Below are 12447 nucleotides of genomic sequence, written 5' to 3' on the forward strand. Positions count from 1 at the left end.
CTTGATAACGGGATTTGGCAACCGACTACGGCGGCGCAACCTTCTGCCCGAACATCGGATGCAATCGCACCTATCCGCCATGGACCTGACCGGTCCGGCTGTGGCAGCCTTCGATTGTCATGGCGGGGGGAGGCGACAGTGGCGCCGAGGCACTCGGTGGACGAGGAGTTCCGCGAGTTCGTCGCGGCGCGGTCGGCCGCCCTGCTGCGTACGGCGTATCTGCTCGCCGGTGACTGGGCGACCGCCGAGGACCTGCTCCAGACCGCGTTGACCAAGACCTACCTGGCCTGGAAGCGGCTCGGTGAGATCGAGGCGGTCGAGCCGTACGCCCGAAGGGTTTTGATCAACACCGCGACCAGTTGGTGGCGGCGGCGCTGGCACGGCGAGCGCCCCACCGAGGTGCTGCCGGAGCGGCCGGCCCCAGACCAGATCGAGGAACAGCTCGAACGCGACCGGCTGTGGCGACACGTCCGCACCCTGCCGGTACGCCAACGGGCCGTGCTGGTGCTGCGCTTCTACGAGGACATGTCCGAGGCCCAGACGGCGGCGATGCTCGACATCTCCCCGGGCACGGTGAAGAGCCAGACCTCCCGGGCCCTCAGTACGCTCCGGCGCCGGCTCGGGGCCGAGGCCGACATCCCGGTCCCCCAGGCCGGCGACGAGTTGGCGCCCGTACCGGTCGGGCGGATCGCCGCGGCCGACCAGTTCGAGGCGGCGCGACCGTCCGAGGGCAGGTCACCGGCCACCGAGCCGGCGGCCCCGCGACCCCGGCAGGTCGGCCCCCGGCGGCCGGCGTCGCCGCTGGCCGTGCCGAGCACACCCGTTCCGGCGGTCGGAGCGGAAGTTCGATGATCATGATGGAAGATTCGCTGCGGGAGATGTTCACCGCCAAGGTCGAGGCGCCGCCGGTGGCGGACGATCCGGCCGGGACGGTGATCCAGCGCGGGCGTTCGGCGCGGCGTCGGCGGACCGTCGGATCCTCGTTCGCCGTGGCGGCCGCGTTGGTGCTGGTCATCGCCGGTATGACCACGCTGGGCGGCGGCTGGCTCCCCGATCGGAGTGGACCGTCCAGCTCGGTGGCGGGCTTCAGCGTCGACTCCGTCGACCCGTACTCGACCGCACCGGTCGATCCGCCGGTCGAACCATCGCTCGCGGCTCGGAACACCGGGATCGGGCTCGACATCCGCAGCGGTGACCAGTTGTGGACCACCGAGGGGCGGCGGCTCAGCCTCACCGGAGTCGGCGAGGTCACCCGGGTCTACCGGGTACCCGCCGGTTGGGTGTACGCCGGGGCCGGCAAGGTCCGTCTGCTCCGACCGGACGGCTCCGCACGCTCGCTCAGCGGCGAGGACGACCGGTGGGTGCTGAGCGCCGACGGCAACCTGTTCGCCTTCCAGATCGGCACGACGCTCTACTACGCCAAGATCACCACGTCCGGGATGGCGGTGGTCGGAGACGTGCCGGTGCCCGCCGACAGCTGGCCGGTGGCACTCACCGCCGAACGGGTGGTGATCTCCAACGGCCCGCACGGCTACGGATTCGTGAACCTGACCCAGCCGGCCGCGCCGCTGCGGAACGCCAACGTCACGGCGGTCTACGCCCCCGCCGGCGCGGATCTCGTGGGGCTGGTCCGGGAGAAGAACGGCTCGCGAACCTGCCTGGCCAGGCTCGCTCCCGACGGCGGCCAGCTGCTGCCGGTACGCGTCGACGGCTGCGCCCTGGGACTGAGTGGTACGGCCGCCGACGGCGGGCTCGCCCCGGACGGGCGCTGGCTCGCCGAACGGCGTACCGCGGACGTGGCCCTGATCGACGTCGAGCGGACCCTGGGCGGCGGATCCGACCTGGTGTCGTGCCCGGTCACCGCCGCGGTGACCCCCGTCTGGGCGGACGACCGGACGGTGGTCACCGGTGACGAGGGGCGGGTCGTGCGCTGCCGGACCGACGGCACGAAGGATGAGGTGCCGCTGCCCGACGGCGTGCAGGAGAGCTGGCAGCCGGTGCCGAGGCTGATCGTGCCGGTCGACGGCCGGTAACGTCGCCCCGGTGACGTCCCCCCAGCCCGCGACGCCGGCCGCCGGACACCGTCCCGCCCGGATCGACCTGCACACCCACTCGACTGCCAGCGACGGCACCCTCACCCCCGAGGAACTGGTCCGCGCGGCCCGGGCGGCCGGGCTCGACGTACTGGCGATAACCGACCACGACACCACCGGCGGCTGGGACCGGGCGGCGCTGGCCCGGCCGCCGGGACTCACCCTGGTCCGGGGCGCCGAACTCTCCTGCCGGTGGTACGGCACCGAGCCGTCGATCCCGCTGCACCTGCTCGGCTACCTCTTCGACCCGGAGTCCCCGGAACTGGTCGCCGAACTGACCCGGGTCCGCGCGGCCCGGGAGGTACGCGGCGAACGGATCGTCGACCTGCTCCGCGCCGACGGCGTCGACGTGAGCTGGCCGGAGATCCGAGCCAGTGCCGCCGGCGGAACGGTCGGCCGGCCGCACATCGCGCAGGCGCTGATCCGGGCCGGTCTGGTCGCGACGACGGCCGAGGCGTTCACCCCGGACTGGCTCGGCGAGCGGTACCGGCTGCCCAAGGACGACATCGACGTGTTCCGGGCGATCGAGCTGGTCCGGCAGGCCGGCGGGGTACCGGTGATGGCGCATCCCCGAGCCAGCCGACGGGGCCGGATCGTGCCGGACTCGCTGATTGTGGAGTTGGCGGCGGCCGGGCTGGCCGGCCTGGAGGCCGAGCACGAGGACCATTCGCCGGCCGAGCGGGCACACGTACGGGCCCTGGCGGCGGAACTCGGGCTGGTGGTCACCGGCTCCTCGGACTTCCACGGCACGCACAAGACCGTCCGGCTCGGCGCGTACACGACGCAGGTCGAGGCGTACCACCGGATCCTGGCCTCGGCCAGTGGGGTGGCCGTGCTCGCCGACCCCGGCTGACCTGCCCGGACGGCGGTCCGGGCCGGACTACGGTGATCACGTGAACATGAAGTTGCTCGGCGAGGTCCTGGTGACCCTGCTGGTGATCACCGATCCGCCGGGCATGGTGCCGATCTTCCTCGCCCTGACCGGTCAGATGCCGGCCCGGGACCGGGTACGCGCCGCCTGGCAGGCGGTGGCGCTCGCCCTCGGGGTGATCGTGGTGTTCGCGGTGGCCGGGCAGACACTGCTGGACTACCTGCACATCGACCTGCCGGCGTTGCAGGGAGCCGGCGGCCTGCTGCTGATCCTGGTCGCGCTGGAACTGCTGACCGGCAAGGCCGACAACCCCGGCGAGCAGACCACCACCAACATCGCGCTGGTGCCGCTGGGTACGCCACTGCTGGCCGGTCCCGGGGCGATCGTCGCCACCATGCTCTTCGTGCAGCGGGCGGAGGGGACGGCGGACTACCTGTCGATCGGCGTCGGCATCGTCGCGGTGATGGCCGCGGTCTGGCTCATCCTGCGCTTCTCCGGCATCGTGGTGAAGGTGCTCCGGCCGGCCGGGATCGAGGTGCTGACCCGGATCGCCGGCCTGCTGCTCGCCGCGATCGCGGTGCAGCTCATCGCCGACGCGGTGGCCGCCTTCGTCACCGCGCACCTGAACGGCGCCTGACCGGGCGGGCACCCCGGACGGCGGACCGGTTCGGGCGGCGCGGCGTTAGGACGTCGGACCGGTTCGGGTGGCGCGGCACGGCGTACGGACGGCGGATCGACAGGTGTGTCGGACCGACATGGCAGGATCGGGCCGTGCCTAGGCCTTCCTCCGGCGGTAACCGGACCCCTCGACCCCGTGGCGCCGAGCCCGAGCAGTTGGGCTTCGAGGGGATGCCCGAACGCCTCTTCGTCTGTACGCCCAGCAAGCTCGGCGCGTACACGGACTGCCCCCGGCGCTACCGCTACTCGTACGTCGACCGTCCCGCGCCACCGAAGGGCCCGCCCTGGGCGCACAACTCCCTCGGCGCGAGCGTGCACACGGCCCTGCGCAACTGGTACGCCCTGCCGGCCGACCGCCGCAGCTCCGATGCGCTGCCGACGCTGCTCAAGGGCACCTGGGTCCGGGAGGGTTACCGGGACGAGGAGCAGGAGCGGGCGGTGTTCCGCCGTGCCCTGGACTGGCTGGAGTCCTACGTGGAGACGTTGGACCCCGATCAGGACCCGCTGGGCGTGGAGCGGGTGGTGGCGGTCAAGACCGCCGTGCTGGCGTTCAACGGTCGGACCGACCGGATCGACTCGCGCCCCGGCCCGGACGGTCCACAGTTGGTGATTGTCGACTACAAGACCGGGCGCACCGGGCTGGACGCCGACGACGCCCGTGGCTCCCAGGCGCTGGCGCTGTACGCGTACGCCGCCGAGCGGGTGTTCCGGCAGCCCTGCCGGCGGGTGGAACTGCACCACCTGCCCACCGGGACGGTGGCGGCACACGACCACACCCCGGAGTCCCTCGCCCGGCAGTTGGGCCGGGCCGAGGACACCGCCCGGGACATCATGGCCGCCGAGCGGGCGATCACCGACGGCACCGATCCCGACGAGGCGTTTCCGGTCGCGCCGGGGGTGCGGTGCGGCTGGTGCGACTACCGGCGTACCTGCCCGGCCGGAGCGGACGCACCCGCCAAGGAACCCTGGACGGCCGTGGAGCGGGCACTGCTGCCGGCCGACCCGCAGTGACGCCGGAGCACGCCCGCGTCGGCACCCTGCGCGCCGTCCGGTCCCGCACTGCCGCCGGCCCCGCCCGGTCCGGTGCCGGTCGGTCGGGTCAGTCGTCCGAAGCCCGGCGTAGCTGACAGTTGGGGCAGAGTCCCCAGTAGGTGACCTCCGCCTCGTCGACCTCGAAGCCGTACGCGGTGACGGGGTCGAGGCAGGGGGCGGAGCCGACGGCGCAGTCCACGTCGGCGATCTCGCCGCAGCCCCGGCAGACGACGTGGTGGTGGTTGTCCCCGACCCGGGCCTCGTAACGGGCCGGTGACCCGGCGGGCTCGATCCGGCGGGACAGCCCGGCCCGGGACAGCGCGCCGAGCACGTCGTAGACCGCCTGGGTGGAGACCGATTCGAGCCGCTGGCGGACCCGCTGGGTGATCTCGTCGACCTCCAGGTGCCCGCCGGCGGCCAGCACCTCCAGTACGGCGAGCCGTGGCCTGGTGACCCGAAGGCCCCTCGACCGGAGCAGCTCCTCGCCAGTCATCTGCCTATCACAGCACGTGAATGCGGTGCCAACAAGGCGCGTACCGGCTCATCGTGGCCGCCGCCACCTCGGGCGGGGCCGGTCGGAGGGTGACAACCGGAGACCGGCGGAACCAAACTGAACCGCCCGGGCTCCTCACCCGTGTACCGGAATGGATCACAGGAACTGTGACCTGTTCGTCGTAGCGTAGGGTCCCCGGTCGGGATCATCACAAAGGAGACGCTGGTGTTCAGGGAATTCATGGGCCTCCCCTTACATCCGATGCTGATTCACGCCGTCGTGGTCTTCGTGCCGCTACTGGCGTTGGTCAGCGTCGCCTACGTCGCCCTGCCCCGGTTCCGGTCCCGGCTCGACTGGGCGGCGGTGGCCCTCGCGGTGGGCGCACCCGTCTCGGCTTTCTTCGCCAAGATGTCCGGCGAGGAGCTGAAGGAGGTGCTGATCGGCCGGAACTACCCGCCGGAGGGGATAGCCAAGATCGAGGAGCACCAGGGCTACGGCGAGCTGACGCTCTGGTGGAGCCTCGGCCTCGGGGTGGCCACGATACTGCTGGTGGTGCTGACCAGCCGGCGTGCCCAGGCCCGGTCGCTGCCCGGCTGGGTGAAGCTGGTGCTCTCCGGAATCGTCGTGGTGCTCGCCGGGATCAGCGTCTACTACGTCTATCTCACCGGCGACACCGGCGCCAAGACCGTCTGGGAGGGCATCCTCTAGGGCCGCCGCCGCCCGAGCCCGCCCGGGCAGAGGCCGCCCGCCTGACCGCCGCCCGCGTGACCGGCGCCCGGGCGGCCGGTCAGAACAGCAGCCGCGAGCAGAGCAGGCACATCACCACGAGTACCACCGCGCCACCGACCATCCCGATGCCGTAGGTCAACGTCCGCGCGCTGCCCTCGGCGAATTCCAGGCCGGACAGGTCCTGGGCGGGCAGTGGTCGTGGCGGTGGCGGCTGCACGTGCAACGCCGGTCGCCAGCCCGGCGGTGGGGTGTCGCTCGGGGGCGGCCCGGGGTAGTGGACCTCGGGTCGCGTCGGTGGCGGCGCCGGGGTGTCCGCCGCCGACTCCGGCGTGCCGGCGGATGGTTCCGGGGGCCGGCGCCAGAAGGCGTCATCGGCGGAGTTCCCGCTCTGCGTCGTCACGCTGTCCGACGCTACCAACCCGAGCCGCACCGGAGCGTTCTCCGGTGTCACCGACCCGTACGCCGGGCCGACCGCGCGGCCCGGCTCCGGTAGTGGGGGCGCTTTCCGCAGGCCGGCCGCGCGGCCGGCTCCTGGGCGAGCACGCGGGGACGCTGCCATGCCGGGGCGAGGGCGCGGGGACGCTGCCACGGCGGGCCGGCGGGGCGCGGCCACGCCGCCGCGCCGGGGGCGCGGGTACGCTTCCCGGGTGCACAGGACCGACGAGCCGCGCGCCACGGGTGACGCCGGAGACGACGACCGAAGGGTCGAGCTGACCGACGATCACCGGGTGCTGCCCGACCAGTCCATGGATGACACCGACCGGGGCTGGGGCGAGCTGTCGGATTCCAACGACGACCGGCTGTTGGCCGAGCGCCCGCCACACTGGGACTGACCGGCCCTCGGGCGGGCCGGACGTGCGAGTTCCACTCGATCATCAACCTCCCTGGGCAGTACACCTAGGGTCGGACGATGATCGCGAAGCGGGTGGGCTCCGGCATGCCGACCGCACGGTGTGCCTGGTCAGGGCTGAGCGCCAGGTAGATCGCGCTGGCCGCGTCCTGGTCCGGAGCACTCTCCAACACGTCGAGCACCAACGCCCGGGCCGCCAGCACCGTGGGCCTCGGCGTCCGGGCCGTTCGATCGCCGCTGCCGGGCACCGCCAGCAGGTCGACCCGGACTCCCGGCCGGGCCACCGTCAACGCGGCCGGCTCGGCGAGCCGGATCGGAACGCCGACCGCCCCCGCCGGCACCGGTAACGGCGCGGCGCTGGAGTCGGGCGGGTTGCCGGACGAGCCGGGCCCGGGCGTCGCGGTGGTACCCGCCGGGGACGCCGTCGAGGAGCGTCCGGCTGCCGGTCCCGCACCCGTCGGATCGGGGCAGGACGAGGGCTGACGCAGGTAGAGCAGGCCGAGTGCGAGGGTCAGCAGGGCGGCGACCAACGCCCAGCGAAGTGCCGAACCGCCGCTGGGGCGTACCGGCCAGCGGCTCGGTGCCAGTGTGCCGTCGCGGCGGGCGGGCGTACGGTCGTGCGCCATGGCGAGCCTCCCTGGGCCGGCGGCGCCAGCACCCGGGGGCGCCGTCCGGTGCGCAGGAGGTTAGGCGAAGACCGGGCCGGAAGGCGGGCCCGAACCGACCGCCTGTGGATAACCCAGGGGCCTGTGGATAACTGTGCTGCCGGAGGGGTCAGCTGCTGCTGGTCGAGGAGGACGAGGTCGACGCCTTCGACTTGCTGGCCGACTTGTCGGAACTGGTCGAGCCGTTGGTCGAGCCCGATCCTCCGCCGCCGTCTCCGCTGCTGCCGCCGCCGGAGGTCGAGCCGGAGCCGCTGCCACCCGACGAGCCGGAGTCGCCGCTGCCGCCGGAGCTGCCCTTCGCGGAGTCGGACTTCGCGGAGTCGGACTTCGCCGCCGCGGCGCCCGTGCTGCCCTCCGAGCCGTTGGCCCGGGAGTCGGTCCGGTAGAAGCCGGAGCCCTTGAACACGATGCCGACCGAGTTGAACAACTTGCGCAGCCGGCCCGCGCACGCCGGGCACTCGGACAGCGGCTCGTCGGTGAAGGACTGCACCGCCTCGAGCTGGTGGCCGCACTCGGTGCAGGCGTACTGGTAGGTGGGCACGTATCCCTCCGGATCTTGCAAGCCTGTTGGCACTCGACGTATCCGAGTGCCAATGGTGCGGCATCGTACCCGCTTTCGTCCAGCCAAAGTGTCGGGGCTGACCCTGGCCCGGCGTCGACGCGTGCGGGCGTCAATCGGAGATCAGCCGCCGTAACCCACTGGACGGGGTGATCACGGAACGAACCGGACGGTCGAGCAGCCCGCGCGGGACGGAGTCGACCAGCTCGCCGTCGTACAGCAGTGCCACGGTCAGGGCGCCCTCGTCGGCCCGGGTCAGGGCCCGGTCGTACGAGCCACCGCCCCGGCCCAGCCGCAGCCCGGTACGGTCCACGGCCACCGCTGGCACCACGACCAGCTCGGCGGTGCCGATCGCACCCGGACCGAGCCGCTCGGCGGTCGGCTCCCGCAGTCCCCGGCCAGCGGCCACCAGCGCGTCCGGTCCGGTGTACGGGGCCCAGTCCAGGTCGAGGTCCGGGCGGAGTATCGGCAGCAGGAGTTGGCCACCCGGTCCGAGCGCTCCGGCCAACGCGTCCGGCAGGTCCGGCCCACCGGGCTCGGAGCCGACCGGGACGTACCCGGTGATCCGATTCGGTCGTACCCGCCGGACCAGGGTGATCAACTCGGCCCGGATCCGCTCGGTCGCGACCCCGCGGACCTGCGGTGACAGCGCCCGGCGGCGGGCGAGCATCCGAACCCGGAGCGCGGCCTTTGCCGGACCGATCCCTTCATCCGGAAAATCCGGCACGTAACACTCCCGCGGTGACACCGGTTAACCAATTCGGTTGGGTCAGCATCGCAGCATCGGGTGCGGAGCTTCCGGGGGGATGAGTGACGCTGCGCGGACGCTTGACCACAGCTTTCCTCGCCGTGGTGCTCGGGCCGGTCCTGCTCGGCGCGTTCTTCGTCGCCGGCACCGTGGCGACGATCAGTCGCCACCAGTCCGAGGACCGCCTGAATCTCGCCGCCGGCACGGTCCGGACCTCGATCAACGCACTCTGCCAACAGTTGCACGCCACGGCCGGCGCCGTCGCCCTGATCGCCGATCCGGCGAGTCGGGCCGGCGTCGCCACCGAGGTGGTGGCGCGCGGACTGGCCGGCGCCGTCCTGATCACCGATCCGGCCGGGGTTACGGCGTTCGTCACCCCGGGTGCGCCGGCCCGGCCGTGGGTGTCGTGCGCGGGCCCGGCCGCCACCGGTTCCGCGCTGGGTGCCCTGGCGGTGCGGGTGGAACTGCGGGACCGGCTCGGCGTGGTGGTCGGGGCGGTGTGGGCCGCCCAGGTCCTGGACGCCACGTTCGTCCGGCGGCTCGCCGCCGCCAGCGGAACCGCGGTGACGCTGATCCGGGGCGGGCCCGGACCGGCCGCGACGGCGCCGGGTACCGGGCCGGTGCCGCACAGCCCGCCGCCGCCGAACAGCGCGCCGCCGGGCCCCGGTGCGCCGCCGGACCTCGGGCCACCCTCCGCCGCGCCGCCGGCCGCCGGCCCGCCATCGGGTACGTCGTCCGGCCCCGGACCGCCGACGGTCGGCTCCGCATCGGGCGGGGTCCCGTCGTCGGAGGCCGTTCCGGGCGGGACCGGGTCCCTGGGCGCCGGGTCGCCGGAGGTGGAGTCGCAGAGCACCGAGTCGACAGGTGCGCGGGCCGGGGTGCTCGAAGCCGCGCGACGGATCTCCGGGGACAAGGTCGTCCGCGCCGAGGGCGGCCGGTACGTACGGCGGGTCGGCCCGTCGCCCGGCCAGCCGCTGCCGCTGGTGCTGTCGGTACCCCGGAACCCGCCGACGGCCCGGTACGGGTCACTCGGTATCGGCGTACTGCTCGCCGGGGCGCTCGCGGCGCTGGCCGCCTGGCGGCTGGCCCGTTCGACCACCCGCCCGCTGACCGAACTCGCCCGGGCGGCCGACCGGGTCGCCGACGGTGACCTGGCGGCCCGGGTGCCGGTCCGGGCACCGGACGAGGTCGGCCGGCTCGCCGACAGCTTCAACCGGATGACCCGGGACACCCAGTCCTACCTGCGGGCGCTGGTAATCAGTCGGCACCAGTTGCGCGACCAGCTCAGCGTGCTGGGTGACACCCTCGCCAGCACCCACGACCTGCACCGGATCTTCCAGGTGATCCTGCGTACCGCGATGGCGGCCACCGGTGCCCGGGCCGGGGTGGTGCTGCTGCTCGACCCCGGTACCGGGATCCTGGTCAGCCAGTGCGCCGAGGGGCTGGACGGTCGGGAGCCGACCGTGGGTTGGCCGACCGGAGGCGACCGGCCGGGGCAGCCCGGTCCGCCGGAACTGCGGGTTCCGCTCGGCGGTGGGCTGCTGGGCACGGTCGCGGCCACCAGGCAGCCGCGCCGGGGGAGGCTGGACCGGGACGGCCCACCCCTGTACGCGCACGAACCGCACTGCCGGACGTACGTCGCGGTGCCGTTCTCGGCCCCCGCGCCGGCCGGTACGGCGTTGCCGCCCGCCTCGGCCAGCGGAAGCGGAACCCTGCCGCTGCGCCCCGCTGCCGCCGCCCGCTGGTCGGCCGGAGCCCTCGGGTCCGGCACCTGGTACCCGGGGATGGCCGGTGGCCCGGGTACGGGGCCGGGCGACCCACCGTCCGCCGTCGGCGTACTCGCCCTCTACGACCGGCTCGGGTCGGACGAGTTCGACGACGCCGACCTGGTCACCCTGGGTACCTTCGCCGGTCATGCCGCGGTGGCGGTGGACAACGTCCGGGTGCACGAGGAGGCGCAGCGGCTGTCGCTGACCGACCCGCTGACCGGGCTGTGGAACTACCGCTATCTCAAGGAGTCGATCCGGCGGGAGATCGAACGGGCCAGCCGGTTCGGCCGGATGCTCAGCGTGCTCGCCCTTGACCTCGATCGATTTAAGGAGGTCAATGACACGTACGGGCACGCGGCCGGGGACGCGGTGCTGGCCGAGTTCGCCGCGCGGATCCGTGGCGCGATGCGGGAGGTCGATCTCGCCTTCCGGCAGGGGGGTGAGGAGTTCGTGGTGCTGCTGCCGGAGACGGACGCCCGGGGCGCGGCGACGGTGGCCGAACGGCTGGGCGCGGCGGTCCGGGAGACCCCGATCGCGATCAGACCCCGGCCGGGGGTGATCGCTCCGGTCCGGGCGCTGGTCTCGATCACCGTGTCGGTCGGCGTCGCCGTCTACCCCGATCACGCCGCCACCGGCCCGCAGCTCCTGGTCGCGGCGGACGAGGCGCTCTACGCGGCCAAGGCGGCGGGCCGGGACACCTATCAGCTGGCCACGGCGGGCGGTCGGCCGGTGTCGGAGGAGATCGCGGTACGGGTCGGCGCCGCGTCACCGGACGACGGGCTGCCCTGGGCCGGGGACGGCTCGGGGCGGGCCTCGGCGGCGGAGCGGACTCCGGGTGGCGTCCGGTCGGGCCGGGGTACCGGCGTCGTCCGGCCCACCACCCCGGGCCGAGCGGGCGGAAGCGCGCCGGTCGACGCGGGTAGCGGCCCGGACGGCGCGTTATCCGGGCCACAACCGCCGCGCCAGGGCCGTGGCCGATAGTCTCGCGACATGCCGGAGCACGCAGCGACCCCAGCTAACCCCTCAACGTCGACGACCGGACGTCGGGCGGCGAAAGCCGTCATCCCGGCCGCCGGCCTGGCCACCCGGTTCCTGCCCGCCACCAAGGTGGTGCCGAAGGAACTGCTGCCCGTGGTCGACCGCCCTGTGCTGCAGTACATCGTCGAGGAGGCCGCGCAGGCCGGCATCGGCGACGTGCTGCTGATCACCGGTCGGGGCAAGACCGCGATGGTCGACCACTTCGACCGCCGGCCCGACCTTGAGGCGCGGCTGGAGGAGAAGGGCGATCCGGAGCTGCTGGCGGCGGTGCGTCGGCCGGGTGAGCTGGCCCAGATCTACACCTGTCGGCAGCCCGAGCAGCTCGGCCTGGGCCACGCCGTCGGGTACGCCGAGACGCACGTCGGGGACCAGCCGTTCGCGGTGATGCTGGGCGACGAGTTCGTGAACCTCTCCGAGCCGCTGCTGCCGGCCATGCTGGACCTGCAGGCCCGGACCGGTGGCATCGTGCTGGCCTTCTTCGAGGTGCCCCCGGAGGAGACCAAGCGGTACGGCATCGCCTCGGTGGCGCCGGCCGACCCGGAGTTCTCCGACCTCGGCGAGGTGGTCGAGGTGACCGGGCTGGTGGAGAAGCCGAAGCCGGAGGACGCGCCGAGCAACCTGGCGGTGCTCGGCCGGTACGTGCTGCCGAGCGGGATCTTCGAGGCGATCGGGCGGACCGGCCGGGGCAGTGGTGGCGAGATCCAACTGACCGACGCGATGAGCCTGATGCTGAAGGAGGGCACGCCGGTGCACGCGATCGTCTACCGCGGCACCCGGTACGACACCGGTATGCCGCTGGGCTACCTCCAGACGGTGGTGCAACTGGCCTGCGAGCGCGATGATCTTGGGGTGGAGTTCCGGCAGTGGCTGGGCGAGTTCGTCGCCTCCGACGCCGGCCGCCGGACATGACGGCCCGCGGTGA

Annotated in this window: 14 protein-coding genes; 9 read left to right on the top strand and 5 right to left on the bottom strand. The window is 73.4% G+C overall.

The genetic code is table 11. From position 1 onward, the window contains the following. Positions 1 to 138 precede the first annotated feature (138 nt). The 5 genes from H4W31_RS12470 to H4W31_RS12490 all read left to right on the top strand — a co-directional run bounded on the left by H4W31_RS12470 (position 139) and on the right by H4W31_RS12490 (position 4653). Complete coding sequence (locus tag H4W31_RS12470; RefSeq protein WP_318783154.1) at positions 139 to 852, top strand: SigE family RNA polymerase sigma factor; 714 nt, start codon at positions 139 to 141, stop codon at positions 850 to 852. Continuing rightward, a complete protein-coding gene (locus H4W31_RS12475; RefSeq protein ID WP_192766810.1) occupies positions 849 to 2033 on the top strand; it encodes a hypothetical protein in 1185 nt (394 codons plus the stop codon). The genes H4W31_RS12470 and H4W31_RS12475 overlap by 4 nt, the downstream gene beginning before the upstream one ends. A gap of 10 nt (positions 2034 to 2043) precedes the next feature. After that, entirely contained in the window at positions 2044 to 2946 is a 903-nt protein-coding gene (locus tag H4W31_RS12480; protein WP_192766811.1) for a PHP domain-containing protein, read from the top strand. 40 nt (positions 2947 to 2986) lie between these two features. Beyond that, positions 2987 to 3601, top strand: a complete 615-nt coding sequence (locus tag H4W31_RS12485; RefSeq protein WP_192766812.1) for a MarC family protein — start codon at positions 2987 to 2989, stop codon at positions 3599 to 3601. Between the two features lie 212 nt (positions 3602 to 3813). Next, positions 3814 to 4653, top strand: a complete 840-nt coding sequence (locus H4W31_RS12490) for a RecB family exonuclease (protein ID WP_192772048.1) — start codon at positions 3814 to 3816, stop codon at positions 4651 to 4653. Positions 4654 to 4741: 88 nt separating this feature from the next. Here the strand turns inward: H4W31_RS12490 and H4W31_RS12495 are convergent, their stop codons facing one another. Beyond that, a complete protein-coding gene (locus H4W31_RS12495; RefSeq protein ID WP_192766813.1) occupies positions 4742 to 5167 on the bottom strand; it encodes a Fur family transcriptional regulator in 426 nt (141 codons plus the stop codon). A 225-nt stretch (positions 5168 to 5392) separates the two neighbouring features. On the opposite strand from H4W31_RS12495, the gene H4W31_RS12500 reads away from it, so the two are divergent. Then, the gene (locus H4W31_RS12500; protein ID WP_192766814.1) at positions 5393 to 5875 is read left to right on the top strand and encodes a DUF2231 domain-containing protein; all 483 of its coding nucleotides are present in this window, start codon (positions 5393 to 5395) and stop codon (positions 5873 to 5875) included. 79 nt (positions 5876 to 5954) lie between these two features. Here H4W31_RS12500 and H4W31_RS12505 read toward each other — a convergent pair whose 3' ends face one another. Continuing rightward, positions 5955 to 6296, bottom strand: a complete 342-nt coding sequence (locus H4W31_RS12505; RefSeq protein WP_192766815.1) for a translation initiation factor 2 — start codon at positions 6294 to 6296, stop codon at positions 5955 to 5957. A 247-nt stretch (positions 6297 to 6543) separates the two neighbouring features. On the opposite strand from H4W31_RS12505, the gene H4W31_RS12510 reads away from it, so the two are divergent. Continuing rightward, positions 6544 to 6729: a hypothetical protein gene (locus tag H4W31_RS12510; protein ID WP_192766816.1), complete on the top strand. Its 186-nt coding sequence runs from the start codon at positions 6544 to 6546 to the stop codon at positions 6727 to 6729. Positions 6730 to 6793: 64 nt separating this feature from the next. On the opposite strand, the gene H4W31_RS12515 is transcribed toward H4W31_RS12510, so the two are convergent. The 3 genes from H4W31_RS12515 to H4W31_RS12525 form a co-directional block, all read right to left on the bottom strand. Further along, the gene (locus H4W31_RS12515) at positions 6794 to 7372 is read right to left on the bottom strand and encodes a flagellar biosynthesis protein FlgA (RefSeq protein ID WP_225945502.1); all 579 of its coding nucleotides are present in this window, start codon (positions 7370 to 7372) and stop codon (positions 6794 to 6796) included. 148 nt (positions 7373 to 7520) lie between these two features. Further along, complete coding sequence (locus tag H4W31_RS12520) at positions 7521 to 7952, bottom strand: FmdB family zinc ribbon protein (protein ID WP_192766817.1); 432 nt, start codon at positions 7950 to 7952, stop codon at positions 7521 to 7523. A gap of 130 nt (positions 7953 to 8082) precedes the next feature. Further along, on the bottom strand, positions 8083 to 8697 hold the full coding sequence (locus H4W31_RS12525) for a 5-formyltetrahydrofolate cyclo-ligase (RefSeq protein WP_192766818.1): 615 nt from the start codon (positions 8695 to 8697) through the stop codon (positions 8083 to 8085). A gap of 101 nt (positions 8698 to 8798) precedes the next feature. On the opposite strand from H4W31_RS12525, the gene H4W31_RS12530 reads away from it, so the two are divergent. Beyond that, positions 8799 to 11468 carry a diguanylate cyclase gene (locus H4W31_RS12530; RefSeq protein WP_404825583.1) on the top strand — a complete coding sequence of 890 codons (2670 nt, stop codon included), beginning with the start codon at positions 8799 to 8801 and terminating at the stop codon, positions 11466 to 11468. Between the two features lie 9 nt (positions 11469 to 11477). Then, positions 11478 to 12434: a UTP--glucose-1-phosphate uridylyltransferase gene (locus H4W31_RS12535; RefSeq protein ID WP_192766819.1), complete on the top strand. Its 957-nt coding sequence runs from the start codon at positions 11478 to 11480 to the stop codon at positions 12432 to 12434. Positions 12435 to 12447 lie beyond the last annotated feature (13 nt).

The organism is Plantactinospora soyae (assembly GCF_014874095.1).
GTDB lineage: Bacteria > Actinomycetota > Actinomycetes > Mycobacteriales > Micromonosporaceae > Plantactinospora > Plantactinospora soyae.